Source organism: Achromobacter sp. ACM03 (assembly GCF_014851665.1).
In the GTDB taxonomy this organism is placed as follows: Bacteria; Pseudomonadota; Gammaproteobacteria; order Burkholderiales; family Burkholderiaceae_B; genus Achromobacter; species Achromobacter aegrifaciens.
The window spans coordinates 1,152,735-1,178,268 of sequence record NZ_JACVAD010000002.1 but is presented as its reverse complement, the minus strand read 5'-3'; the positions used below and the strand labels follow the sequence as shown (position 1 = coordinate 1,178,268).

Annotated in this window: 24 protein-coding genes; 15 read left to right on the top strand and 9 right to left on the bottom strand. The window is 68.0% G+C overall.

What is annotated here, in order from left to right; genetic code table 11:
- The first annotated feature begins 20 nt into the window (after positions 1 to 20).
- From IB257_RS13585 to IB257_RS13560, 6 genes are all read left to right on the top strand, one after another.
- On the top strand, positions 21 to 1,565 hold the full coding sequence (locus IB257_RS13585) for a phospholipase D family protein (protein ID WP_119451081.1): 1,545 nt from the start codon (positions 21 to 23) through the stop codon (positions 1,563 to 1,565).
- Positions 1,566 to 1,571: 6 nt separating this feature from the next.
- Positions 1,572 to 2,240, top strand: a complete 669-nt coding sequence (gene alkB / locus IB257_RS13580; protein WP_119451082.1) for a DNA oxidative demethylase AlkB — start codon at positions 1,572 to 1,574, stop codon at positions 2,238 to 2,240.
- Between the two features lie 88 nt (positions 2,241 to 2,328).
- Positions 2,329 to 3,321 carry a formylglycine-generating enzyme family protein gene (locus IB257_RS13575; protein ID WP_175160178.1) on the top strand — a complete coding sequence of 331 codons (993 nt, stop codon included), beginning with the start codon at positions 2,329 to 2,331 and terminating at the stop codon, positions 3,319 to 3,321.
- The gene (locus IB257_RS13570) at positions 3,318 to 4,112 is read left to right on the top strand and encodes an AraC family transcriptional regulator (protein WP_119451084.1); all 795 of its coding nucleotides are present in this window, start codon (positions 3,318 to 3,320) and stop codon (positions 4,110 to 4,112) included. The genes IB257_RS13575 and IB257_RS13570 overlap by 4 nt, the downstream gene beginning before the upstream one ends.
- Positions 4,088 to 4,576 carry a cupin domain-containing protein gene (locus tag IB257_RS13565; protein WP_370540110.1) on the top strand — a complete coding sequence of 163 codons (489 nt, stop codon included), beginning with the start codon at positions 4,088 to 4,090 and terminating at the stop codon, positions 4,574 to 4,576. The genes IB257_RS13570 and IB257_RS13565 overlap by 25 nt, the downstream gene beginning before the upstream one ends.
- Before the next feature lie 44 nt (positions 4,577 to 4,620).
- Positions 4,621 to 5,367, top strand: a complete 747-nt coding sequence (locus IB257_RS13560) for an SDR family oxidoreductase (protein ID WP_054451682.1) — start codon at positions 4,621 to 4,623, stop codon at positions 5,365 to 5,367.
- 7 nt (positions 5,368 to 5,374) lie between these two features.
- On the opposite strand, the gene IB257_RS13555 is transcribed toward IB257_RS13560, so the two are convergent.
- Positions 5,375 to 5,896 (bottom strand): MgtC/SapB family protein, encoded by a 522-nt coding sequence (locus tag IB257_RS13555; protein WP_054451683.1) that lies wholly within the window; start codon positions 5,894 to 5,896, stop codon positions 5,375 to 5,377.
- A gap of 152 nt (positions 5,897 to 6,048) precedes the next feature.
- On the opposite strand from IB257_RS13555, the gene IB257_RS13550 reads away from it, so the two are divergent.
- Positions 6,049 to 6,822: an SDR family oxidoreductase gene (locus IB257_RS13550; protein ID WP_119449444.1), complete on the top strand. Its 774-nt coding sequence runs from the start codon at positions 6,049 to 6,051 to the stop codon at positions 6,820 to 6,822.
- A gap of 22 nt (positions 6,823 to 6,844) precedes the next feature.
- On the opposite strand, the gene IB257_RS13545 is transcribed toward IB257_RS13550, so the two are convergent.
- Positions 6,845 to 7,534 carry an HAD family phosphatase gene (locus tag IB257_RS13545; RefSeq protein ID WP_175160182.1) on the bottom strand — a complete coding sequence of 230 codons (690 nt, stop codon included), beginning with the start codon at positions 7,532 to 7,534 and terminating at the stop codon, positions 6,845 to 6,847.
- A 265-nt stretch (positions 7,535 to 7,799) separates the two neighbouring features.
- Between IB257_RS13545 and acnA the strand changes: the two genes are divergently transcribed.
- Positions 7,800 to 10,433: an aconitate hydratase AcnA gene (acnA, locus tag IB257_RS13540; RefSeq protein WP_192492427.1), complete on the top strand. Its 2,634-nt coding sequence runs from the start codon at positions 7,800 to 7,802 to the stop codon at positions 10,431 to 10,433.
- The gene (locus tag IB257_RS13535) at positions 10,430 to 11,326 is read left to right on the top strand and encodes a GntR family transcriptional regulator (protein WP_192492426.1); all 897 of its coding nucleotides are present in this window, start codon (positions 10,430 to 10,432) and stop codon (positions 11,324 to 11,326) included. The genes acnA and IB257_RS13535 overlap by 4 nt, the downstream gene beginning before the upstream one ends.
- 6 nt (positions 11,327 to 11,332) lie before the next feature.
- Here IB257_RS13535 and IB257_RS13530 read toward each other — a convergent pair whose 3' ends face one another.
- The 4 genes from IB257_RS13530 to IB257_RS13515 form a co-directional block, all read right to left on the bottom strand.
- Entirely contained in the window at positions 11,333 to 13,798 is a 2,466-nt protein-coding gene (locus tag IB257_RS13530) for a TonB-dependent receptor (RefSeq protein WP_175160189.1), read from the bottom strand.
- Between the two features lie 96 nt (positions 13,799 to 13,894).
- The gene (locus IB257_RS13525; protein WP_192492425.1) at positions 13,895 to 14,884 is read right to left on the bottom strand and encodes a FecR domain-containing protein; all 990 of its coding nucleotides are present in this window, start codon (positions 14,882 to 14,884) and stop codon (positions 13,895 to 13,897) included.
- On the bottom strand, positions 14,854 to 15,372 hold the full coding sequence (locus IB257_RS13520) for a sigma-70 family RNA polymerase sigma factor (RefSeq protein ID WP_054451692.1): 519 nt from the start codon (positions 15,370 to 15,372) through the stop codon (positions 14,854 to 14,856). Before IB257_RS13520 ends, IB257_RS13525 begins: the two co-directional genes overlap by 31 nt.
- Before the next feature lie 143 nt (positions 15,373 to 15,515).
- Complete coding sequence (locus IB257_RS13515; RefSeq protein WP_054451693.1) at positions 15,516 to 15,758, bottom strand: hypothetical protein; 243 nt, start codon at positions 15,756 to 15,758, stop codon at positions 15,516 to 15,518.
- Between the two features lie 246 nt (positions 15,759 to 16,004).
- Between IB257_RS13515 and IB257_RS13510 the strand changes: the two genes are divergently transcribed.
- Positions 16,005 to 18,110 carry a PTS sugar transporter subunit IIC/EAL domain-containing protein gene (locus tag IB257_RS13510; protein ID WP_054451694.1) on the top strand — a complete coding sequence of 702 codons (2,106 nt, stop codon included), beginning with the start codon at positions 16,005 to 16,007 and terminating at the stop codon, positions 18,108 to 18,110.
- On the opposite strand, the gene IB257_RS13505 is transcribed toward IB257_RS13510, so the two are convergent.
- Positions 18,103 to 18,984, bottom strand: coding sequence for a prohibitin family protein (locus IB257_RS13505; RefSeq protein WP_119449450.1), 882 nt, complete (start codon positions 18,982 to 18,984; stop codon positions 18,103 to 18,105). The genes IB257_RS13510 and IB257_RS13505 overlap by 8 nt on opposite strands.
- A 290-nt stretch (positions 18,985 to 19,274) precedes the next feature.
- On the opposite strand from IB257_RS13505, the gene IB257_RS13500 reads away from it, so the two are divergent.
- The 3 genes from IB257_RS13500 (at position 19,275) to IB257_RS13490 (ending at position 21,281) form a co-directional block, all read left to right on the top strand.
- Entirely contained in the window at positions 19,275 to 19,742 is a 468-nt protein-coding gene (locus IB257_RS13500) for an anti-virulence regulator CigR family protein (protein ID WP_175160193.1), read from the top strand.
- A 148-nt stretch (positions 19,743 to 19,890) separates the two neighbouring features.
- Positions 19,891 to 20,955, top strand: a complete 1,065-nt coding sequence (locus tag IB257_RS13495) for a M4 family metallopeptidase (protein WP_054451697.1) — start codon at positions 19,891 to 19,893, stop codon at positions 20,953 to 20,955.
- Positions 20,952 to 21,281 carry a protealysin inhibitor emfourin gene (locus IB257_RS13490; RefSeq protein WP_175180708.1) on the top strand — a complete coding sequence of 110 codons (330 nt, stop codon included), beginning with the start codon at positions 20,952 to 20,954 and terminating at the stop codon, positions 21,279 to 21,281. Before IB257_RS13495 ends, IB257_RS13490 begins: the two co-directional genes overlap by 4 nt.
- Here the strand turns inward: IB257_RS13490 and IB257_RS13485 are convergent.
- Entirely contained in the window at positions 21,205 to 22,491 is a 1,287-nt protein-coding gene (locus tag IB257_RS13485) for an MFS transporter (RefSeq protein ID WP_125473155.1), read from the bottom strand. The genes IB257_RS13490 and IB257_RS13485 overlap by 77 nt on opposite strands.
- 82 nt (positions 22,492 to 22,573) lie before the next feature.
- Between IB257_RS13485 and IB257_RS13480 the strand changes: the two genes are divergently transcribed.
- Positions 22,574 to 23,371: a helix-turn-helix domain-containing protein gene (locus tag IB257_RS13480; protein ID WP_054451700.1), complete on the top strand. Its 798-nt coding sequence runs from the start codon at positions 22,574 to 22,576 to the stop codon at positions 23,369 to 23,371.
- On the opposite strand, the gene IB257_RS13475 is transcribed toward IB257_RS13480, so the two are convergent.
- Complete coding sequence (locus IB257_RS13475) at positions 23,364 to 23,741, bottom strand: DUF4148 domain-containing protein (protein ID WP_054451701.1); 378 nt, start codon at positions 23,739 to 23,741, stop codon at positions 23,364 to 23,366. The two genes, IB257_RS13480 and IB257_RS13475, sit on opposite strands and share 8 nt — an antisense overlap.
- 270 nt (positions 23,742 to 24,011) lie before the next feature.
- Between IB257_RS13475 and IB257_RS13470 the strand changes: the two genes are divergently transcribed.
- On the top strand, positions 24,012 to 25,529 hold the full coding sequence (locus IB257_RS13470; protein ID WP_119449455.1) for an MFS transporter: 1,518 nt from the start codon (positions 24,012 to 24,014) through the stop codon (positions 25,527 to 25,529).
- Positions 25,530 to 25,534: the final 5 nt, after the last annotated feature.

The following is a 25,534-nucleotide window of genomic DNA, read 5'->3' as shown; positions in this document are numbered from 1 at the left end:
ATTTCGGCACAATACGGGTCATGTACCTGGCCAAACCCTTGATGATGACTGCCCTTTGCCTGAGCCTGCTGAGCGGCTGCGGCTTGCCGCCGCTGGATAACCGCAGCGAATCCCATGCGCTGACGCCGGAGGCATCGCAGGACACCCCGCTGGGCCGGGCCATCGCGCCGCTTGCTGCCCAGCACCCGGGCAAGTCCGGCATCCACCCGTTGCCCGACGCCTATGACGCCTTCGCCGCCCGCATGCTGCTGGCGCGCGCCGCCGAACGCAGCCTGGATGTGCAGTACTACATCTGGCACAAGGACATGACGGGCACCATGCTGCTGGAGGCCCTGCACGAAGCCGCCGACCGCGGCGTGCGGGTGCGGCTGCTGCTGGACGACAACGGCACCTCGGGGTTGGACGAGGAGCTGTCCGCCCTGGACGCGCATCCCAACATCGAAGTGCGGCTGTACAACCCCTTCGTGCTGCGCTGGCCCAAGCCCCTGGGCTACGTGACGGACTTCAGCCGCCTGAACCGCCGCATGCACAACAAGTCCTTCACCGCCGACAACCAGGCCACCATCATCGGCGGGCGCAACGTCGGCGACGAGTACTTCGGCGCGGCCAGCGGCGTGCTCTTCACCGACCTGGACGTGCTGGCCATCGGCGCCGCGGTCAATGACGTGTCGACGGATTTCGACCGCTACTGGGCCAGCGACTCGGCCTACCCGGTCGACCGGCTGCTTAAGAAAACCGACCCCGGCGAACTGGACGAACTGGAACAGGCCGCCGCCCGGGTCGAGCGCTCTCCCGAAGCCGCCGCCTATGCCGACGCCATGCGCAAGCTGCCCTTCATCCAGCAGCTGCTGCGCGGCGAGCTGACGCTGGAATGGGCCGACACGCGCATGGTCAGCGACGATCCGCGCAAGACGCTGGGCACCGCGCCGCCCGAGGCAATGCTGCCGCATCAGCTGCATGAAATCATCGGCACCCCCACCACCGATCTCGAACTGGTGTCGCCCTATTTCGTGCCTACCGCCGTCGGCACCGAGTCCTTCGGACAAATGGCGCGCAGCGGCGTCAAGGTCAAGGTCCTCACCAATGCGCTCGAAGCCACGGACGTCGCCGTGGTGCATTCCGGCTACGCCAAGCGCCGCAAGGATCTGCTGGCCAGCGGCGTGGAACTTTACGAAATGAAGCGCATGGGCGCCGAAGTCGAGCGCAACAAGAGCATGGGCCCCTTCGGCAGCTCGGGCTCGAGCCTGCACGCCAAGACCTTCGCCGTCGACGGCAGGCGCATCTTCGTCGGCTCCTTCAACTTCGACCCGCGCTCGGCCAAGCTCAACACCGAGCTGGGCTTCGTCATAGACAGCCCCACGCTGGCGCGCCACATCGCCGACGCCTTCGACAAGGACATCCCCAAAGCCGCCTACCGCGTCTGCCTGGACGACAAGGGCCAGCTCTATTGGCTGGAACAGCGCAACGGCGACACCATCCGCCACGACACGGAGCCCGGCACGACCGTGTGGCAACGCCTGTCGGTCTGGTTCGTGTCGCTGCTGCCGCTGGAACCGCTGCTGTAGGCCGGCATGGCTACCAACCTGAACCTGTTTGGGGAGGACGGCGACGACGGCGCCGCGCAAGGCGGACGCGTCGCGCTCGGCCCGCAATCCGTGGTGCTGCGCGGTTTTGCCCTGCCGTTGGTGGACGCGCTCCTCGCGGGAGTCGATGCCGTGACCGCGCAGGCGCCCTTCCGGCACATGGAAACCCCCGGCGGCTACACCATGTCGGTGGCGCTGACCAATTGCGGACAGCTGGGCTGGACCAGCGATGCGCGCGGCTACCGCTATGCGCGCATCGATCCGCTCTCCGGCCAGCCCTGGCCCGCCATGCCCCAGGCCTTCATGCAGCTGGCGCAGGCCGCCGCGGCCGAAGCCGGCTTTCCCGGCTTCGAGCCAGACGCCTGCCTGGTCAACCGCTACGAGCCAGGCTCGCGGCTGTCGCTGCACCAGGACAGGAACGAACGCGACTACGGCGCGCCCATCGTCTCCGTATCGCTGGGCATGCCCGCCATGTTCCTCTTCGGCGGCGACCAGCGCGCGGACAAGGCCAGCCGCACGCCGCTGTTCCATGGCGACGTGGTCGTGTGGGGCGGGGTCGACCGGCTGCGCTACCACGGCATCATGCCCATCAAGGACCTGCCGCATCCGCGGCTGGGCAGCCAGCGCATCAACTTCACCATCCGCCGCGCCGGCTGAGCGCGGCATGAGGGTTCCCCGCGTCTGGCCGGGCGCAAGCGGCGGCTCTACTATTGCGCACCCCTCACGCTCCGCCTACCGGATTCCCATGCGCACACGCACCGCCCTGGCTTTGCTCTGCACCCTCGTATCGGCGCCTTCCTGGTCGGGTGAAGCGCCCGCCCTGATCGAAAATTCGCTGGGCATGACCTTTGTCCGCGTGCCGGCCGGCAGCTTCCAGATGGGCAGTGACGAGACGCCCGAGGCGCTGGCGCGCGACTATCCGCTGTACCCGCCGGACCGCTACGCTCAGCTGTTCGATGAAGCGCCGGTGCATACGGTGCGCATCACCCGTCCGTTCTACCTGGAACGCACGGAAGTCACCGTGGGCCAGTTCCGCCGCTTCATCGAGGCGTCCGGCTACGTGCCGGAGTCGGAGGCCGACGGCACCGGCGGCTATGGCTACAACCCGCAGTACGACCCCGACAAATCCGAGCGCGGCGACGCCTTCGAAGGCCGCGACCGCCGCTATTCCTGGCGCAATCCAGGCTTCGCGCAAGGCGATGACCATCCCGTGGTCAACATCAGCTGGAACGACGCCACGGCGCTGGCCCGCTGGCTGACCCAGACCGAAGGCAAGGTCTACCGCTTGCCCACCGAAGCCGAATGGGAATACGCCTGCCGCGCCGGCGCGCGCACCCGCTACCAGAACGGCGACGATCCCGCCGCCATGCCCGACGTCGGCAACGGCTTCGACGCCGACGCCGCGCCGCTCTGGCCCAAATGGCAGGCGCATGCCTCCGCCCGCGCCGACGGCAACGCCTTCACCGCCCCGGTCGCCAGCTATGCGCCCAATGCCTTCGGCCTGTACGACATGCACGGCAACGCCTGGGAATGGGTCTCGGACTGGTATGGCGAGGACTACTACGCGCATTCACCCGTGGACGACCCGCAAGGCCCCGCCAGCGGCAACGTGCGCGTACGGCGCGGCGGCTCCTGGCATACCTGGGCGTTGTACACGCGCGCCTCCTACCGCAACTGGAACACGCAGGAAACGCGCTATCCTCTGGTGGGATTGAGGCTGCTGCGGGAGGCGGATTGAAACAAGACTGGATATTGCGAGCCGCGCCCTCGGGCCAGCTGGAGCGCATCGAAGCCTATTTCGGCGGTCCAGGCTACGGCATGCACCGCCACGACACCTACGCCATCGGCCGCACGCTGTCAGGCGTGCAGAGCTTCCACTACCGCCGCGGGCTGCGGCACAGCCTGCCCGGCGGCACCATTGTGCTGCATCCCGACGAAGTCCACGACGGCCAGGCCGGCACCGAAGCCGGTTTCCACTACCGCATGATCTACGTCGAGCCGGCGCTCATCCAGCAGATCCTGGGCGGACGGCCGCTGCCATTCATCCCGGGCGGCATCTCCGCCGATCCACGCCTGTACGCCGCCAGCGCCAGCCTGCTGCAGGACACGCATGATCCGATCGACCCGCTGCAGGAAGACGACGCGCTGTACGAGCTGAGCCATGCCCTGTGCGCCGCGGCTGGCGGCAAGCCCGGCCGCCGCAGCGCCGACTACGCCGCGGCCGAGCGCGCCCGCCAATACATCCACGCCTCGCTCGAACGGTCCATCACCCTGGAACAGCTGTCAGCGGCCGCGGGCACGGACCGCTGGAGCCTGTCGCGCGACTTCCGCGCGCTGTTCGGCACCAGCCCCTACCGCTACGTAATGCTGCGCCGCCTGGACCAGGCCCGGCGCCTGATCGCCGCGGGCATGCCGCTGGCGCAAGCGGCCGCCGCGTCGGGCTTCACCGACCAGAGCCACCTGACGCGCCGCCACGTACAGACCTACGGCATGGCGCCCGACCGCTGGCGGCGCATGCTGCGCCGCTGAACGCGGATTCGCGCAAAGCTGCTCGATCGTACAAGACGGCGTCGGCGCAGCCTTCTATGCTGGGGTTTGCTCAACCCTATGCGACAGTCCTCCCCATGCCCGAAATCCGCACCATCAACTTCGCCGACAAACTGGCGCTGATCTCCGAACACTGGATGCCCAAAGTCGTCGCCGAGATGAACGACTACCAGTTCAAGCTGGTGAAAATACAGGGCGAATTCGTGTGGCACAGCCATGCCGACACCGACGAGACCTTCATCGTCATCGAGGGCCGTCTGCGCATCCAGCTGCGCGACGGCCACATCGACCTGGGCCCTGGCGAAATGGCCGTGGTCCCCAAGGGCGTGGAGCACAAGTCCTGTGCGCCCGAGGAAGTCAAAATGCTGCTGATCGAGCCGCGCGGCGTGCGCAACACCGGCGACCAGGGCGGCGAGCGCAGCGCTCCCAACGACGTCTGGATCTGAGCCCGCCGCCATCTGCTAAGGTGTAATCCCATCAGGAGCAAGCCATGTCAAAGATCATGCTCGTCACCGGCGGCGGCCGCGGCATCGGCGCCGCCGTCGCCAGGCTGGCTGCCCGCCGCGGCTACGCGGTAGGCGTCAACTACCATTCCAATGCCGACGCCGCGCGCGCGGTGGTCGAGGAAATCGTGCGGGGCGGCGGCCGCGCCGTCGCGCTGCAGGCCGACGTCTCGCAAGAGGACCAGGTGCTGCGCATGTACGGCGAACTGGACCAGCAGCTGGGCCGCATCGACGCGCTGGTCAACAACGCCGGCATCCTGGAGCAGCAGATGCGCGTGGACCAGATGAGCGCCGACCGCCTGCTGCGCGTGCTGTCCACCAATGTGGTCGGCGCCTTCCTGTGCGCCCGCGAGGCAGTGCGCCGCATGTCGACGCGCCATGGCGGCCAGGGCGGCGCCATCGTCAACGTCTCGTCCGTGGCCGCCCGGCTGGGCTCGCCCAACGAGTATGTGGACTACGCCGCCTCCAAGGGCGCCATGGACACGATGACCATCGGCCTGTCCAAGGAAGTCGCGCCTGAAGGCATCCGCGTCAACGGCGTACGTCCCGGCACCATCTACACCGACATGCACGCCAGCGGCGGCGAACCCGGCCGCGTCGACCGCCTGAAGGGCGCGATTCCGCTGCGTCGCGGCGGCACGGTCGAAGAAGTCGCAGGCGCCGTGATGTGGCTGTTCTCGGATGAGGCCGGCTACACCAGCGGTTCGTTCATCGAGGTGTCCGGCGGCAATTGAAACGCCGCTACGGCTTGGCGTCGGAAGCAATGACCTTGTGCTCGTGCCTGGCGGCGATGCGCGCCTCGACGCGCCGCAGCACTGCCAGCACGAACAGCGCCATCACGGTGCTGACCACGGCAGTGGCTTCGCGTCCCATGCCCGCCGCCACCCCGATCGCCGCCGTCATCCAGATGCCTGCCGACGTGGTCAGCCCGCGGATCTCGCGCTCGTCGCTCAGCTTGATGATGGCGCCCGCCCCCAGGAAGCCGATGCCGGCGATCACGCCCTGCAGCACGCGGCTCAGGTCGCCGACTTCCATGCCGCCTTGCAGCGGCACCAGCACGAAGATCGCCGCCCCCAGCGCCACCAGCATATGGGTGCGCAAGCCGGCGTCCTTGCCGCTGCGCTCCCGCTCATAACCCAACAGGCCGCCCAGCAGCATGGCCATGCCCAGGCGCAGCACGATGCGGGTCGCCTCGCCCACATCGGGGATGTCGGCGAATTCGCTGCGCACGGTGGACCAGATTTCCAGCCAGATTTCCGTCATCGCCGTCCCCTCATGGGAAATGGTCGGACCAGCATAGCAGGCGCCGCGCGACGGCTGCCATGCTGCGCACGCACTGGCACATGTGGGCACAACTGGTTTACAACCGACCTGGCGTCGCGCGGCATCGCGGACGGAAACGACCGGAGGGTTACATGGATTTGCAGCTAGACGGTAAACGCGTGCTCATCACGGGCGCATCCAAGGGCATAGGCCTGGCCTGCGCGCTGGCCTTCGCCCGCGAAGGCGCCGAACCGATACTGGTGGCGCGCGACGACGCGGCGCTGCGCACGGCGGCCGAGGCCATACGCGATGCGACCGGGAAGCAGGCGCGGGCCGTCACGCTGGACCTGGCCCAATCCGGCGCGGCGCAACGCCTGAGCCAGGAAGCGGGCGATATCGACATCCTGGTGAACAACGCCGGCGCGGTGCCGGGCGGCGCGCTGGACCAGGTGCAGGACGAGCGCTGGCGCGCGGGCTGGGAACTGAAAGTCCACGGCTACATCGACCTGGCCCGCCACTACTACCCGCGCATGCGCGACGCCGGCGCGGGCGTCATCGCCAACATCATCGGCATGGCGGGCTCCGCGCCGCGCGCCGACTACATCTGCGGCGCGGCAGGCAATGCCTCGCTCATCGCCTTCACTCGCGCCCTGGGCGGGGATGCGCCGCGCCACGGCGTGCGCGTCTTCGGCGTGAATCCTTCGCGCACCCGCACCGACCGCGTGCTGACGCTGGCCAAGCAGCGCGCCCAGGCGCGCTGGGGCGACGAAAACCGCTGGCAGGAGACGCTGTCGGACCTGCCTTTCGGACGCCTGATGGAACCCGGTGAGGTGGCCGACATGATCGTCTTCGGCGCCTCGCCGCGCGCGGGCTACCTGAGCGGCACGGTGATAGACCTGGACGGCGGCGAGCAGTACGCGCGTTGAAGCCCGTCCCGCATGTCTGGCCCTAGGCGGCCTGGCGCCAGCCCGCCAGCAGACCGGGCAAGGCGGCCATGTCGGTGAACACGTGGGCCACGCCCACGCCGCGCAAGGCTTCGGCGCCGCTATGCCCATTGGCATCGGGGCTGTAGCCGAACACAGTAGCGCCGGCGGCCACCCCAGCCGTGGCGCCGGTCACCGTGTCTTCCACGATGGCGCAACGCCGAGGGTCCACGCCCAGCGCCTGCGCAGCGGCCAGGTACACGTCCGGATAGGGCTTGCTGCGCGGCATTTCGTGGCCGCTGAAGACCCGCTCGCGAAAGCAGTCGGCAATGCCGACCTTGGCCAGCTGCAGCTCCACCTTGCGGCGGTCCGCGCCCGAGGCCACGGCGATGCGGCCGTCCAAGGCCACGTGCAAAGCCCGCACCGCGTCCGGCGCGCCGGGGATCTCGACCAGGTCGCGGTCCAGCGCGGCATTGCGGCGCTGGCGGAACTGATCGAACCAATCCGGCGTGATCGTGGCGCCCGTGCGCGATTCGATCAGCGGCAGTTCGTCCCTGACGGCCTTGCCCGTGAAGATCTGCATGGTTTCCGCATGCGTGATGCCCCAGCCCAACTCATTGAGCATGTCGGTCAGCACGCGGCTGGTGATGGGTTCGGAATCGACCAGGACGCCGTCGCAGTCGAACAGCACGGCATCGAAGGGAAAATCAGTCATTGCAGCAACGTCGGGAATGTCCATGAAGCCGGTAAGCATACTGCAGGCCTCCTGCGCGACGCAGGAGGCTCGCCTGGCATCAAATTCCGACAGACCTGATCCGCAACGGCGGGCCATGATCCCGCCGGCGCCGAGCGCACTGGACGCCGTCATGCGCTGAGCCCGCGACGGACGGGCTCCAGGCGACTTCGGCGCGGAACCTCAAACCATCCGTCCCAGTTTTCTATAATTGCATTTTGACAACTCAATATGCAAAATGACGGTCATGCATATCCCTGCCGTCACGCCCCGCCACGCCGCCTTCACCCTCAATGGCGTCCTCCATACCTGCCTGGACCTGCCCGGCATGTACGGCGCCCAGTACTTCCGCCTGCCCGTAGTGCTGCGGCTGCTGCTGGAAAACGCGCTGCGCAACATGCACGACGCGGAGCGCGACGTGGCCGCCGCGGCGCTGTTCGGCTGGCTGGAGCACGGCACCAGCGAAGCCGAGATCGCCTTCCAGCCCGGACGCGTGCTGATGCACGACACCACCAGCACCCCGGCCCTGGTCGACATCGCCGCGATGCGCGATGCGCTGGCCGAGGCCGGCGTGGATCCTTCCGCGCTGAATCCCGTGCTGCCCGTGGACGTGTCGGTAGACCATTCGCTGGCGGTGCTGTCCTATGCGCGCGCCGACGCCGCGGAATTGAATCTGGACCTGGAGCTGCGCCGCAACGCCGAGCGCTACCGCTTCCTGCGCTGGGCATCCAAGGCCCTGTCCAATGTGCGCATCCATCCGCCAGGCACCGGCATCATGCACACCATCAACCTGGAACAGCTGGCGACCGTGGTTTGCGGGCAGGAAGAGGCCGACGGCATCGCGCTGCATCCGGACATGATGATAGGTACCGACAGCCACACGCCCATGGTCAACGGCATCGGCGTGCTGGGCTGGGGCGTGGGCGGCCTGGAGGCGCAGACGGTGATGTTCGGCATGCCCACGCTGCTGCGCATTCCGGACGTGATCGGCGTGCGGCTGACCGGCGCGCTGAGCGCGGGAGTCAGCGCGACCGACCTGGCGCTGACCGTGACGCAGCGCCTGCGCGAGATCCAGGTGTCCGGCGAATTCGTGGAGTTCTTCGGACCCGGCGTGGCCACGCTGCCGGCCGGCAGCCGCTGCGTGGTGGCCAACATGGCGCCCGAGTACGGCGCCACCACGGGCTACTTCCCCATCGACAGGCAGACGCTGGCCTATCTGCGCCAGACGGGCCGGCCCGAGACGCTGATCGCGCAGGTACAGGCCTACGCCGAGCGCGCCGGCATCGCCTATGACCCCGCTGCCGCGCCGCGCTACACCCGCGTCGTCGACATCGCGCTGGACCGCGTGCAGATGCATGTGGCCGGGCCGCGTCGGCCGCAGGATCTGCATCCCTACGGACACACCAAGGCCATCCTGGCCGGCTTGGCGGACGCGCCGGCGGTCCCTGCGCGCGGCCTGCCCCGCTACGCCGTGGCGATCGCAGCCATCACCAGCTGCACCAATACCTCGGATCCACGGCTGCTGTCCGCAGCTGGCCTGCTGGCCCGCAAGGCGCGCCAGGCCGGCCTGCGCGTGCCCGCCTGGGTGAAAACCTCATTGGCTCCCGGCTCGCCCGCGGCGGCGGCGTATCTCGCGCGCGCCGGGCTGCTGGAAGATCTGGCCGCCGTGGGCTTCGACATCGTGGGCTACGGCTGCACCACCTGCATCGGCAATTCCGGCCCCCTCCCCGAGCCCGTGCGCGCGGCCATGGCGGCGGGCGCGGTCCATCCCGTGGCGGTGCTGTCCGGCAACCGCAATTTCGCTGGCCGCATCCATCCGGACCTGGACCTGGGCTTTCTCATGTCGCCGGCGCTGGTCATCGCCTACGCGTTGGCGGGCGACGCCGAACGCGACCTGAGCCGCGAACCCGTGCAGACCGCCCCCGACGGCCGCGCCATCCATCTGCGCGAGCTCTGGCCTGACGACGCGGAGATAGACGCCGCGCTGGCCGCCGGCCAGCAGCCCGCCGATTACCGCCAGGCCTTCCGGATCGCCAGCGCCAACCCGGCATGGCATGCGCTGCAATCGCCGGACTCGGCGCGCTTTCCCTGGGACCCCGCCTCCACCGCGCTGCGCCGCCCGCCGTTCGCCAGCACCGAAGCGGCCGGCCAGTTGGGCCGCTACACCGCGCATCCCCTGCTGGTGCTGGGCGACGACGTGACCACCGATCACCTGTCGCCCGCCAGCGCCATTCCGCCGGACAGCCTGATCGCCGACTTCCTGGTCGAACGCGGCGACGACCGCAACGACCTGAACGTCTTCGCATCGCGCCGCGGCAACTGGCAGGTCATGCTGCGCGCCGCGTTCTACAGCAAGAGCCTCGTCAATCTGCTCATACCCGAAGCGCCGGTTGGCCACACCCTGCATGCGCCCAGCGGCCGGGTGGAGCCGATCTGGGAGGCCGCCGGCCGCTACGCCCGGGCCGGCCAGCCCGTGGTCCTGGTGGCAGGCGAACGCTATGGCACGGGTTCCTCGCGCGACTGGGCCGCCAAAGGACAGCGCCTGCTGGGCATCCGCTGCGTGCTGGCGGTCAGCTTCGAACGCATCCACCGCTCCAACCTGATCGGCATGGGCATCCTGCCCTTGCGCCTGCCCGCCGGCGTCACGCCAGCAACGCTGCGCATCCGGCCCGGCGACCGGATCGAGATCGATGCCCCGGCCGCCGCGCTGACGCCGCGCATGCCCGTGGCCGTGCGCCTCTTGCGCGCCGGCGGCACCGCCGAGACGCTACAGGCGACGGCGGCGGTCGAGACCCGGCTGGAAGTCAGGCTGCTGCGCATGGGCGGCGTCATTCCCGCTATCCTCTCGGACACCATCCATTCCGCCGTCCGCAACACATGAGCGCCCAATCCAATACCGCCGCGAAAATCCTGGCGCTGATCCAGGCAGACCGCCTGCCCGCGGGCGCGCACCTGACCGCGCAGAAGATCGCCGACCGGCTGCGCCTGTCGCGCTCGCCGGTCAACGACGCGCTGGGCATCCTGGAGCAACGCGGCATCGTCTCGCGCAAGCCCAACCGCGGCTACTTCCTGGAACGGGATCACGCCGCGCTGGCGGACTTGCACGGGGACCTGGCGCCGCCCTCCGTCGACGACATCGTCACGCACAGCTACTTCAAGCTGGCCGATGAACTGCTGCGCGGCGAACTGCCCGTGCAATGCAGCGAAGCGCTGCTGCGCGCCCGCTATGGCCTGACGGCGGCGCAGACCCAAGCCCTGCTGGGCCGCATCGCGCAGGAAGGCTGGGCAGAGCGGCGGCCCGGCTATGGCTGGGAATTTTCATCCATGATGACCACCCCTGACAGCCTGCTGCAGTCCTACCGCCTGCGGCTGGCGCTGGAACCGGCCGCGCTGCTCGAACCGGGATTTCACATCGACAAACAGGTGCTGGCGCGTTGCCGCGCGGCCGAAAAGCACCTGCTGGACGGCGGCATCGCCACCGACACCGCCGACCAGCTGCACGAGCGCGGCGTACGCTTCCATGAATCTCTGGTGGAGGCCTCGGGCAATCCCTTCTTCATCGACGCGATCAAGCGGGTGAACCGCGTGCGCCGGCTGCTTTCGTACCGATCCATGCAAGACCGCAGCCGCTACAAGCAGCATTGCGAACAGCACCTGGCCATCCTGGACCTGCTGGAACACGAACGCAACGAAGAGGCCGCGGCGCAGCTGGCGGAGCACCTGCGCAGCACGCTGGACAACCTGGCCCGAATCAGCGGGCTGCTGGCGTCCTAGCGCCGATCAGAAGTCCATCGACGCGGATAGCATCAACGTGCGCGGCACCCCTTGGGAGATCGTGCCATACGAGGCCACGCCCGACCAGTAAGCCTTGTTGAACACGTTCACCACGTTGGCCCGCAGCGTGAGGTCCTTGCCATAGACCTTGGTGGCATAGCGTGCGCCCAGATCGAAGGTGGTCCACGATGGCACCGACTGGGTATTGGCCTGATTGATGTATTCGCTGCCGGTGTGCATCACGCTGCCGGTCAGGGTCAGGCCCGCGACCCAAGGCGTATCCCATTCCGCGCCCAGGTTCACCGACACCTTGGGCACGCCCACCGGCCGGTTGCCGACCAAAGCACTATTGCCGGCGCGCGTCAGCTCCGCGTCCAGCCAGGTCACGCCGCCCAGCAGGCGCAGGCCGCGCCACGGTTCGCCGGCCAGGTTCAGTTCCAGGCCCCGATTGCGCTGCTCGCTGTCCGCGCCGTACACGCCGTTGGTCAACTGGCCGCTGGGCTTGGTGATCTCGAACGCGCTCAGGGTCAGCATGGCGCTGTCCAGGTCCACCTTCACGCCCACTTCCTTCTGCCGGGCCTTGTAGGGCTTGAACACCTGGCCGGCGTTGGAGGCGGTGGCCGGCGCCACGTCGCCCTTGCTCAGGCCTTCGATGTAGTTGGCATACAGCGAGACATTGCTCCAGGGCTTGATGACGATGCCCGCCAGCGGCGTGGTCGCGCTTTCGTCATAGCTGACGGTGCGCGCGCCGGTCGTGGCATTGAAATTGCGGGATTGGATGCGCTGCTGGCGCACGCCCAGCGTAAGCTGCGCGCGCTCGTCCAGGATGCTGAGCGTATCGGCCAGCGCCAGGCCGGAAAGATCGGACGAGGAAATCTTGGGCACGTTGGCCGGCGCCGGGATATCTTGCTGCGGCCGCGTGATCGGATGGTAGATGTTCGACGTGAGCGGCGTACCCGTCACGCTGGCCTGCGAATTCCGGTCGCTGTACAGGCTGCCCATGAAGCTGATGGCATGGCGCACCGGGCCTGTGTCCAGCTTGGCGCGCAGGCCTGCGTTGTAGGTGCTGCGGTTGACTTCGAACCTGAAGTTGTTCGGCGTGACCACCGTGTCCCCCGCCGCGTTGACGATGGTGGGCGTCTGGTCCGACAGGCGCGCCACGTTCGTGTCCGAGCCGCCCGCGTCGGCGAATACCGTCAAGCGGTCGCTGATGTCGTACTCGACCCGCAGCAGGGCCGATTGCCCGTCTGACTTCCACCAGCCCCAGGGCTGGGTGGCGTTGCGCCGTCCATCTGCCGCATGCGGCACGTCGATGCCGGCGGCCACCAGGAACGGCCGCGTGGGCGCGTCGATCTTTTCATTCTGCGTCAGCAGGTCCAGCGAGGCGCGCAGCCGCTCGCCCTGGTAGTCCAGCGACAGCGCGCCGATGTCGGTGCGCGAATACAGATTGTCCAGCGGCGTATCGCCCTGGCGGTGCATGCCGTTGACGCGCACGCCCCATTCCCCGTCCTTGCCGAAGCGACGGCTCAGGTCCGCGCGCGCGCCGAATTGCGAGTCGCCCACATAGTCGGCGGACACGCGGCTCAGGTCCTGCGGCAGCGCGCGCTTGGGCACCATGTTGATCACGCCGCCCACGCCGCTGTTGGGCGACATGCCGTACAGCAGCGCGGCCGGCCCTTTCAGCACTTCGACCCGCTCGATGTAGTCGGTGAAGACGTGATAGTTGGGCGCCACGCCATAAACCCCGTCAAAGGCGATTTCGCCCAAGTTGCCTTCGCCGATGGGAAAGCCCCGGATGTAGAACGAGTCGGTCACGCCGCCGATCTGTCCGGTGAAACGCACCGAGGGTTCAACGTTCAGCGCGTCGGCCAGCGTGACCGCCTGACGGTTCGCCAACAGGTCCGAGGTGTAGTTGGTGACGTTGAACGGCGTATCCATCACGTCGCGGTTGCCCAGCAGGCCCAGGCGTCCGCCCCTGGCCACCTGGCCGCCCTCGTACTCCGCCGGCAGCGCGAAGGGAGCCGCAGCGGCGCCGGCGACGGTGACCGCGGGCAGCACGGTGGCCGACTCGTCGGACCCCGACGGCAGCTTGCGCAGCGAATAGGCGCCGCCGCCCTGCTCCGACAAGCCATAGCCCGACCCCGACAGCAAACGGGAAAAGCCTTCCTTCACGGTGTAGTCGCCGTCCAGTCCGTTGCTGTGCAGTCCCGCCACCATGGCCGGATCGAACGACAGCGGCACGCCCGCGACGGCGGCGAACCGGGCCAGCGCATCGCCCAGCGGGCCTGCCGGGATCGCGTAGGACTTGCGCGCCGCCGCGCTGACGGCGTCGGCGGCCAGCGCTGGCGGCGTGGTCCCCGCCCCAGCCAGCAGGGCCAAGCCCATGCCGGCGGCCCGCAGCAGCGCCGCCAGCGGCGGCAGGACAGCTGTTCCACGGGCCGGGCATGGCGGACGGGAGATTCGGGAAACCATGAAGCTATCCTTCGTAAGGGTCTGGGTGGCGCGCGATACGCGGCGGTTCACCCGGTACACCGGACGAAGCGGAAAAAAGGTTCAGCCCGACTGCGATTAATTTGTAACGCCGGCACGGGCGGCAACCGTGGTCCAGTACGGCGTGATCCGGCTCACTCTCACGGGCAGGGTCTTTTCCAGCAACCGCAAGCTGGCATCGGTGTCGTTCAAGGGAAATGCCCCCGATACCCGCAGCCCTGCCACCGCCGGATCACAGCGCAACACGCCGCGGCGATACCGGCCCAGCTCATCCACCAGGTCCGCCAGGCGCCAGTCGCGCACGGCGAGCATGCCCTGCTCCCATGAGGCGGCCGTGGCGTCCACCGCCGCCTGGGGCCGCACCTCGCGCCCATTGAAGACGGTCTGCTGCCCGGCCGGCAGCACCATGGCGCCGGCCCCCGCCGACTTGGGCCGGATCTCCACTGCGCCCTCGAACACCGCCACGCGCACGGCGTCGCCTTCGTCGCGCACCAGGAAGCGCGTGCCCAGCGCGCGTATCGCGCCTTGCGCGGTCTGGACGACAAAGGGCCGCTGCAGCTGTGGCGAGTCGCGGCCCGTGGTCAACAGGATTTCGCCCGCCCGTAGCCACAACGTGCGCTGCCTGGCGGTGTATTCGATATCGACCGCGCTGGCCGTGTTGAGCACCAGCTGCGTGCCGTCGGTCAGGTTCATGCGGCGCTGTTCGCCCGTCGCAGTGCGCGCATCCGCGCTCCATTCGCGCCAGGGCAGCTCGCGTCCGGCCAGCCAGGCCGCCGGTCCCAGCACCAGCAGGCCAGCCAACGCCCGCAGCGCCTGCCGGCGTCGCGGGCGATCCAGCCGCCGCAAGGTATCGGCGGCGACACGCGGCGGCACCTGGCCGAATCCGCGCAGCATTTCTTCGGCACGCTGCCAGGCCGCGGCGTGCGCGGCGCTACGGCCGCGCCAGCGGTCGAAGGACTCGCAGTCCGCCGGCGACAAGGTCTCGGATTGGAAGCGCACCAGCCAGCCGGCCGCTTCCTTCAGGATGGCGGGATCGATCACGCGTCGGCCTGGCTTGCGATCAGGCATGCGGCCAGCGCCGCCTGCACATGGCGCTTGACCGTGGACAGCGACACGCCCAGGCTTTGCGCGATCGCGTCGTAGCCCATGCCGTCGAACTGCGACATCAGGAAGATCTCGCGCGTTTTGGCGGACAGCGTCCGCAACGCCGTATCGATGGCGCGCAAGGTTTCCAAAATCAGGGCGCGCGCTTCGGGCGAAGGCGCCTGCTGCTCGGGCAATTGCGCCAGCGCGGCCAGATAGGCCTCTTCCAGCGCCCGCCGGCGCCAGTGGTCCACCACCAAGCCCTTCGCAATGTGGGTCAGCAACGCGCGCGGCTCGGCGCCCACGTCCGTCCTGCGCCGCCCGGCCATCAGCCGCACGAAGGTATCGTGGGCCAGATCCGCCGCGTCGAAAGAGTTGCCCAGCTTCCTGCGCAACCAGACCGACAGCCAGCCGTGGTGGTCACGATAGAGTTGCGCGACGGGATCGGCGGGCGGCGAGTCGGACGTAGGCAAGGCGCACCTGGCTATAGAATCTAAATAGGAACTATTTATATTCTAGCGTGTCCCCCCGCCCGCCATGGACACGCCCGCGGCTACAGCGGCATGCCAGGCGCCGCACGGGTAATGCTTGGTAGCGGACAGGCCTGCCTATCCCGTCAGTAATCCATGGGAACGTGGCTTTGCGCCTCTCGCAGTTCCTGGATGTGGCGTTCGGCTTCCTGTCTTTCGACGGCTGGCGGCAAAGGGCGCCAGCTCACCATGTTGCCGGGCGTTTTCACCGGCATCCAACCCAGCACGCTGTACAGCGTGATGGCCGTGCATCCTGTGTCGTATCGCGTTTCGTAGTACCCCTGCCGGTCCGGCTTGGTATCGCCGGACGTCCAATCCAACTGAGACATCCACGTCTCCTCTTTCTGAAGCTTGTAGTCCCGCCACCGGGCGAACGACGCTTGATCGTATAGCGTCCCCGTGTACCTGTGCTGCCACCTTGCGCCCGCTTTGCAATTCTTGATAGAGGGGAATCCCTGACATTCTGTTAGGCGTCGATTGCTAAACCGGGAAAAGCGGGGCTAGGATGTAGCAAAATATTCTTACAAACACGGGAGCGGGGGTCTTCGCTTGCACGGACTATTGGGCGAACCGCCATGCCGAAACTGGCCCTGATGCGTTATCCAAAAGATCGGCTGGCTGCGCTGGCGGGCGCGAGCGCGCTGCGCGCCATACGCGAGGGCCTGCTCTGGACCCTGCCGTGCCTGCTGGTCACGGCGCTGTTCCTGGTGCTGTCCGTCGTCGCCCGGCAACTGGGCCTGCCAGCCACCGTCGTGGAACTGCTGACCGCCGTCCACGACAAGCTGACGAACCTCATGCCTATCCTGGCCGGCACATCCATCGGCTACATGCTGTCGTTCCGCCACCGGGTGCCGCATCTGCCCACCGCGTTCCTGTGCCTGTCCTACGTGATGATCGCCGACGGCCTGATGGCGCCCTACCCCCAGGCCGCCGCCACCCTGGTTCTGTTCATCGCCATCGTTTCGCCCTTGTTGACCGTGCCATTGATGGCGTGGCTGCACCGCCGCCGCTGGACCCAGCTGGCGCCCGACGGCGTTATCAGCGAAAACGTCCGCGACACGCTGAACATGGTCGTGCCGGGCCTGCTTACGGCCACCCTGGTCGTGCTGGCGTTGTCCGCCGCGCTGCAGATTCCCGCCGTGGCGCAATTCAACATCCCCTTGAGCCTGGCCTCGCTGGACAGCCCCTTCACCTCGGGCGCGCTGGTCGCCGGCCTGAATTCCCTGCTGTGGTTCTTCGGCATACACGGCTACCACGCGCTGGCTCCCCTGATGAGCGTCATGGACCAGGCGGTCATGCTGAATGCCGCCACCCAGTCCGCCGGCTACGAAGGCATGTATGCCTTGAACAGCACCCTTCTGGGCGCTTTCGTCTTCATCGGCGGATCGGGCGCGACGCTGTCGCTGGCGGTGGCCATGCTGGTGTTTGCGCGCGGCGAATCGCTGCGCCTGCTGGCGCTGGCCAGCCTGCCAGTGGCGCTGCTGAACGTGAATGAAATCCTGCTGTTCGGGCTGCCCCTGATCCTGAATCCGCGCCTGCTGGCGCCGTTCATCCTGGCGCCGGTGACCAACGCCATCCTCGCTTTGGCCGTCGTGCAGCTGGGCTGGCTGCCTTCCGCGACGACGACCCTGCCGCTGACCTCGCCGGTGCTGTTCAACGCCTACATCGCGGCCGGCGGCAGCCTGGGCGGCGTGGCGCTGCAGCTGGTGCTGGTGGCGCTGGGCGCGTGTTTGTACGCGCCCTTTGTCGTCGCGCTGGAGCGACAGCGCCAGGAAAGCGCCACCGTCTACTTCAAATCACTGGACACGACCTTCACCCGGTTGCAAGAAGAATCGCTGCTGTACGCGCACGATCCCGTGGTGCAGACCTACGCCGACCGCGCGCGCCGCAACGCCGAAAACACCCGCATCCGCGCCATCAGCCAATACGACTTCCATCTGGAGTTCCAGCCGCAGGTGTCATTGCGCAGTGGCCTGTGCACGGGCTGCGAAGCGCTGCTGCGCGCCACCGGCCCCGACGGCGCGCGGCAAACGCCGGTGGAATTCCTGCGCTGGCTGGCGCAGGCCGACCTGATGCGGGAGGTGGACCTGTGGGTGGCCAGGCAGGCCGTGCAGCAATGCCTGCAATGGCGCAAGCGCGACTTCGCCTTGCCGATGACCATCAACGTCACGGCCGGCACGCTGACGTCCGGCGACTACCTGGAGAAACTGATCAAGGTGCTGGCGCAGGCTGGCGGCCAGGTCTCGGTCGAGCTGACCGAGGACGCGCTGGTGGAGGACACGCAGGCGCTGCACACCGCCTTCGACCGCCTGCACGCGATAGGCGCCCGTATCTACATCGATGATTTCGGCACCGGCTATTCCGCCCTGAGCTATCTGCACCAGTTCGAAATCGACGCGGTCAAGATCGACCGCAGCTTCGTCGTGGCGCAAGACAGCGCCCGCGGCGCGCTGGTCCTGAACGGCCTGCTGCGCTTTTGCGAAGCGCTGAACCTGCAGATCGTGGTGGAAGGCGTGGAAACGGACCAGCAGCTGATGGCGCTGGAATCCCCCGCCGAGATCGTCGTGCAGGGGTGGTACTACAGCAAGGCATTGTCGGGCGACAGCCTCATGGACTACGCGCGGCAGCGTCAGGCTGCACCGCCGCTGCGGGCGCAGCCTGCGCCCGCGGCGCCTACTTGATGCCGATGAACGGCAGGGCCGCGTTCGGCACCTGCGTGGTCGGCAGCACGCCGTCCCACTTCTCCACCGCGTTCAAGCTCACAAGATTGGTGTTGGCGGCCAGGGCCTCGGCCTTGGCGCGGATCGCGGCCGCTTCGGCGTCGCCGCGCATGCGGATGCCGTCGGCCTCGGCCGTGAACTGCTGGCGGCGCGCGTCGGCTTCCGCCTTGGCCTTCACCACCTGGATTTCGGCGTTGATCATCGCCGTTTCCTTCTGCTGGCGGGTCGTCTCGATCTGCACCTGCGCCAGCATGCGCTGTTCGATCGAATGCTCATAGGCCTGCGAGAAGCCGACTTCCTCGATCTGCACGCCCACCACCTGCACCGGCGCGCCTTCCATCGTCTTGAGCACGGCAGTGTTCACGTCCTGGCCCAGCTTCTGGCGTTCCTGGATGGCGCGCACCGCGGTGTACTGGCCGAACACGTTCTTCACCGAATCCGGCGTCTTGCGCTCCAGCACGCGCATCTGCAGATTGCTGATGGTGCCGTACTCCGAGTACAGCTCGGCCACGTGCTCGGGCGGCACGCGATAGGTCACCGACACGCGTAGCGTGGCCGGCTGTTGGTCATAGCTGTAGGCTTCCAGCTTTTCAAACACGAACGTGTGGTCGCGCACCGACACCGTCATCACGTTGTCGATGAACGGCGTCTTGAAGTCCAGGCCCGGCTCCGACACGCGCACCAGCTTGCCGTTGCGCAGCACCACGCCGCGCTCGCCCTGATCGACCTGGAACCAGGAATCGAAAGCCAGGAACAGGATCAGCAAAAACAACACCGCCGTGATCAACGCGATCTTGAAACTACGCGGCTTTACGGCACCAATCGTCTTGACCATCTGGATATCTGTCGGCTTCACTTCGAATCCCTTTCTGATTTTGAACGTTTACGGTCCGAGAGCACGGCGGCGATGCCGCGCGCCAGCAAATAAGCGACCACGGCCGCCCCAACCAAGATCAGGAAATACCTCATCGTGCGTTCCCCCCCGGAAAATAAGCAGGGGATTCTATCGCGAGTGGAACATCAAACGAATTGTGGCGATTGTTGCGATGGCGACGGCAACAGACAGTGGCGCGAGTCCAACGACAGCGCTACGCTAGGCACCTCTACACTGCAGGAGCCGCAACCATGCACCGCACACCCTCAATGATCATTGCCATCCTTGCCTGTGCCGCCGCGCTCGGCGCGCCAGCCCAGGCCGCGCCGCCCGAGGGCAAAGGCAAGCCGGATCACGCGGGCCAAGGCAATGGCAACGGTAACGGCAATGGCAATGGCAAGAACAAGGGCCAGCAGAGCCAGGACGGCGGGGTCAGCGTCACGCTCAGCACCGCGGGCATCACCGTTTCCACCGCGCGCGGCTATGCCGTGCAGGCCGGGGCGACGGGCTATGGCTCGCTGCCGCCGGGCATACGCAAGAACCTGGCGCGCGGCAAGCCCCTGCCTCCGGGCATCGCCAAGAAGATGGTGCCCGGCCCCATGCTGGCGCGCCTGCCCGTGCACCCGGGCTACGAATGGCGCGTCGCGGGCAGCGACCTGATCCTCGTGGCCATCGCCACCGCCGTCGTCGCGGACGTCCTCACGGGCGTGTTCAACTAGGCTCCGCGCGTCATGGACGCCGCCACGCGGCGTCCATAGTTCCTAGCATCAGGCCGCACACTGTTACGTCCCTGCCGCGGATCTATCTGCTACCGTTGAATCGCCTCGCGCCGCGGCCCTGGCCCGGCGCCCACGACGGAGACCGCGCATGCCACGTCCTTCCGAGTCCGCGCCGCTGATCGGCGTGATCCCCCCCTACATGCTCGATCGCCTGGCGCAACACGCCGACGCGCGGGTCAGCATGCCCGCGGTCAAGACGCTGATCATCGACCAGCAGCAGCGCAGCCTGCGCGAGATGGCGGTGCAGCCGCCGCGCGCCAAGCCAGCCCGCCCCAAGAAGGCGGCGCCCGCCGGCACACCCCAGCGCGCCGTGCACGACGCCGCCAACACCACCACGCTGCCTGGCAAGCTGGTGCGCGCCGAAGGTGCCCCCGCCAGCGGCGACGTGGCAGTGGACGAAGCCTATGAACATCTGGGCTCGACCTACAAGCTGTTCTGGGATGTCTACAAGCGCCACTCCATCGACGGCCTGGGCCTGCCGCTGGTGGGCACCGTGCATTACGGCGAAGACTACGACAACGCCTTCTGGAACGGCGCGCAGATGGTATTCGGCGATGGCGACGGCGAAGTGTTCAACCGCTTCACGGTGGCGGTGGACATCATCGGCCATGAGCTCACCCATGGCGTGATCGACGCCGAGGCCGCCCTGCTCTACCAGGGCCAGTCCGGCGCCCTGAACGAATCCCTGTGCGACGTCTTCGGCGCGCTGGTCAAGCAGCACACGCTGGGCCAGGACGCGCGCGACGCCGATTGGCTGGTGGGCGCCGGGCTGTTCAAGCCCAGGATCCGCGCTCGCGCGCTGCGCTCCATGGCGGAGCCCGGCAGCGCCTACGACGATCCCCTGCTGGGCAAGGATCCGCAGCCCGCGCACATGCGCGACTACGTGGACACGCCAAACGACAACGGCGGCGTGCACATCAATTCCGGCATTCCCAATCGCGCCTTCTATCTGGCGGCCACAGCGCTGGAAGGCCCCGCGTGGGCCGGCGCGGGCCGCGTCTGGTACGACGCGCTGTGCGACAAGCGCCTGCGCCACGACGCCGACTTCGTGCAGTTCGCGAAACTGACACTGGCCGTCGCGGCGGAACGCCATGAGGCCGCCGTGCGCGACGCCGTCGCCCGGGCGTGGGCCGGCGTGGGAGTCCAGACATGATCGAGCTGCCGTCCCTGGACCTTGCCATGCTGGTGCGCCTGACCCGCGAAGGCGGGCTGGCCTATGTGCCCGCATTGGCGCAGCCTCGCAGCATCGACCTCGTCACCTGCCCGCCGGACCTGCGGCAGGAGGTCTGCGACGCCCTGCAACGCGCCGCGCCGGTGGCCGTTCCGCGCTGCGCACCGGCGGGCGGCGACCAGCGCTACTTCCACGTCGAGGTCGTGTACGAAGGCGACGGCGTCGCGGACGTCAGCTTCGACGTGCCGGAGACCGACGCGCCCGAGCCGCTGGTGCGCTTGTGGAAAAGCCGGGCCGGACAGCCTTGAGCGCGGCGTCCCGGTATTGCCCGATCTGGATGGCGCGGCCCGCGTAAAGACCGGTAGCCGCCATCGCCAGGCACAAGACCGCGCACAGGGCCAGCGCCAGGCTCCAGTCTCCCTGCGTGTCATGCAGCGTGCCCGCCAGCGCAGGGCCGCTTGCCGCGAACAGATAGCCCACGCATTGCGCCATGCCCGACAGCGCCGCCGCCTGCTGCGCATGGCTAGCGCGCAGGCCCACGAATGCAAGGCCGAGGATGATGCCGCCGCCCGTGCCCAGTCCCATCAGGACGATCCATAGCGTCGCCCAGCCAGGCGCGACGATCAGGCCGGCAAACGCGACAAACGAGGCCGCGGCCGAGCAGAACGCCGCGCCGCGCTGGTCCTTCAGACGCCGCACCACCGGAGCCAGGAACAGGGCCGGGACGGCCGACATGAGCTGCAGCAGGCCATGCAGCGCGCCGGCGCGTTCCGCCGTGTAGCCGGCATCGCGCAAAATGGCCGGCAGCCAGCTTACGCCCACATAGAACACGAAGGAATTGATGCCCAGGAACAGCGTCACCTGCCACGCCAGCGCAGAACGCCACAAGCGGGGGCCGTGCGGCGCATGCGCCGTGGATGCCGCAGGCGCGGTGTGGTTGGCCAGTTGCGGCAGCCATAGCAAGGCGCTGAGCACGGGCACCACCAGCAGGCAGCCCGAGGAAAAGCGCCAGGTCGCGTCGGACAGGCCGGCCAGCGGGATGGCGATGGCGGACGCCAGCCCCGCGGCCAGGCTCATGGTCAGCACGTAGGCCGAGGTCAGGCCCGCGACCTGCTGCGGGAAATCGCGCTTCAAGAGGCTGGGCAACAGCACGTTGCCGATGGCGATGCCCGCGCCGATGACCACGGTGCCCAGGAACAGGCTCCAGGCCGGCCCCAGCGTGCGCACGACGATGCCCGCCGCGACCAGCAGCATGGCGGCAAACAAGCTGCGCTCCAGCCCGTGGCGGCGCGCCAGGCCCGCGGCGAACAGCGACACCACGGCAAAGGCCAGCAGGGGCAAGGTGATCAGCATGCCCGCGGCGGTGGCGCTCAGCCCCAGCTGCTCGCGGATCATGCCGGTCAGCGGCGGCACGCCGGTAATGGGCGCGCGCAGCGCCATGGACATGCAAAGAATGCCGGCGATCAGCAACACGGGATGGCCGGCGGGACGTTTGGAAGTAAGGGGATGCGAATTCATGCCATCAGCTTAAGCATCGCCGCCTTCGCCGAATTTCGACATAATGACAAATTATCCCTAAATTCGGTCAAGGTGATATTCAATGCACCGCCTGGACGATCCCGCCCCGTTCTTCAACCCCGATATCGACTCGCAATGGACCTATGCCATGCGCGTGCACGCGGACGAGAACGATCAGGAATCCCCGCCGCACCGGCACGCAATGGGACAGCTGGTGCTGTCCTTGCAGGGCGGGGTGACCTGCTCCGTGCCGCAAGGCCTGTGGATGGTGCCGCCGCAATGCGGCGTCTGGATTCCTGGCGGCGTGCCGCACAGCAACCGCGTCACGCAGAACGGCCGGGTGTGTTTCCTGTTCGTACCGCCAGACGCCGCGGGCCTGCCTGGACAGTGCTGCACGTTGGCGATCTCGCCGCTGGTGCGCGAACTGGTCGCCTATCTGGCCGACCTGGCTCCGCAGGACACCGCCACGCCTTCCAACCGGAAGCTGGCTGAAGTGCTGGTCGAGCAGTTGGCGCGCATGCCGGCCGAACAACTGCACCTGCCCATTTCGGAACACCCGCGCCTGCGTGAAATCGCCGATGCCCTGCACGCCGATCCCGCCGACCGCAGCACGGTGGCGCAATGGGGCAGGCGCGTCGCGATGAGCGAGCGCACGCTGGCGCGGCTGGTGCAGCAAGAACTCGGCATGAGCTTCGGCCGCTGGCGCCAGCAGATGCACATCATCCAGGCCTTGCAGCGCCTGTCCGCGGGCATCTCGGTGCAGCGCACGGCGGAAGACCTGGGCTACGAGTCCGTCAGCGCCTTCATCACCATGTTCCGCAAGACGCTGGGCAAGACGCCTGCCCGCTACTTCGCGGACAAGGCCGACGGTATCAATTGACGGCGGGCGGATAGTCCAGTTCGCCCGATTTCATCTGGCCGCGCAGGCGCGCCTCGCGCAGTTCCGCGACCGTCTGGTCCCGGGTCTTGTCCGATTGCGACGGCAGCGCGGGCGGATAATCCTGTTCGCCATACGTGACCAGGCCGGCAGCGCGCGCGGCGTCGAGTTCTTCGCGCACCTGCTGGCGGGTCTTGGTGCTGACATGAGGCAGATCCACCGGGTATTGCTGTTCGCCGTAAGTCACCAGGCCGGCGGCCTTGGCTTCCATCAGTTCTGCACGCACCTGTTCACGCGTCTTGCCTTCGGCATGCGCGGCGGCGCCCACGAGCGCCATGCTCAGCGCCAGGACGGAGAGTCGAAATGTATTCATGAAATCCTCTGCGGTTAACGAGTGCTGCAATATTCGTTCGCCTGCCCGCCGGGATAAATCCCGCGCGGCGCAATCGAAGGTTGCCCGCCGCGCAAGCCTCGCCGCACGCCCGCGCAGCACCCCGCGCACCCTTGCGTCGGGCGCAAGGGTGGGTTGATCCAGGGATGGTTTTTCCGCCCCCCGCATCTACCTAGACTGAATAGCTCCTGTTATCCAAGGACGCTATTCCATGTTGTCTTCCTCATCTCCGGGCAGGGGCGGCCCACGATCATGACGGCCGCCGCTCCCCCCACCCCGCCCGCCGCGGCGGCCTTCGGCTGGCGCATCCTGACCGGATTGCTCGGCGTGCTGCTGGCAGTGATCCTCGCCGGGCTCAACGAAAACGTGACCAAGATGGCGCTGCCCGACATCCGCGGCGCGCTGGGCATCAGCTACGACCAGGGCACCTGGTTCGTCGCCGTCTACGCCGCGGCGTCGGTATGCGCCATGGCGTTCGCGCCCTGGTGCTCGGTCACGTTTTCATTGCGCCGCTTCACGGTCACGGCGCTGGCCGCCTTCGCGCTGTTCGGCGCGCTCTGCCCGTTTGCGCCCAACCTGCCCGTGCTGCTGTTCCTGCGCACGCTGCAAGGCCTCGCGGGCGGCGCGCTGCCGCCCATGCTCATGACGGTGGCGCTGCGCTTCCTGCCGCCAGGCATCAAGCTCTACGGCTTGGGCGGCTACGCCCTCACGGCCACCTTCGCGCCCAGCCTGGGCATACCGCTGGCGGCCTTCTGCACCGAGGTGCTGGGTTGGCGCTGGGCCTTCTGGCTGATCGTCGCTCCCGCGGCGCTCGCCGCATGGGCCGTCTGGCGCGGACTGCCCCAGGATCCGCTCAAGCTCGAGCGCTTGCGCTTGTTCGACTGGCGCGGCCTGCTGCTGGGCGCCCCGGCGCTGTCCATGCTGGTCATCGGCCTGTTGCAGGGCGACCGGCTGGACTGGCTCAACTCGCCGCTGATCTCCGTGCTGCTGGGCGGCGGCGGCGTGCTGATGGTGCTGTTCATGGTCAACGAATGGTCGCATCCCCTGCCGTTCTTCAAGATCCAGCTCCTGCGCCACCGCAATCTCAGCCATGCCTTGCTGACGCTGGGCGGCGTGCTGATCGTGCTACTGGGCGTGATCCTGATTCCCTCGTCGTTCCTAGCGCAATTGCGCGGCTACCGGCCGCTGGAAACGGCGCCGGTGCTGCTCACCATGGGCCTGCCGCAGCTGATCGCGCTGCCGCTGGTCGCGGCGCTGTGCAACCTGCGCCAGGTGGATTGCCGCTGGGTGCTGGCCTCGGGCCTCGGGCTGCTGGCCGTGTCGTGCCTGCTGGGGTCGCAACTGACGCCCGTCTGGTCGCGCGAGCAGTTCTATCTGCTCGAAGCCGTGCAGATCTTCGCCCAGCCCATGGCCGTGATCCCGCTGCTGATGCTGGCCACGGGCGGCCTGGCGCCGCAGGACGGCCCCTGGGCCTCATCGTGGTTCAACACCATCAAGGGTTTTGCCGCGGTGGCCGCCACCGGCCTGCTGGACGCGCTGACCACCTCGCGCCGCAATTACCACTCCGGCATGCTGGCCGACCAGCTGGGCAACTTTCCGCTGAGCACGGCCGGCGAAAACGCTGCGGCGCTGTCCCGCCGCATCCAGGAGCAGGCCGCCGTGCTGACCTCCGCCGACCTCTATCTGTGCATGGCCGGCGTGGCCGTGCTCCTCATCCTGCTCATCCCCTTCGTCGCGACCCGGATCTACCCTCCGCGCGCCGCGGCCTGAAATCG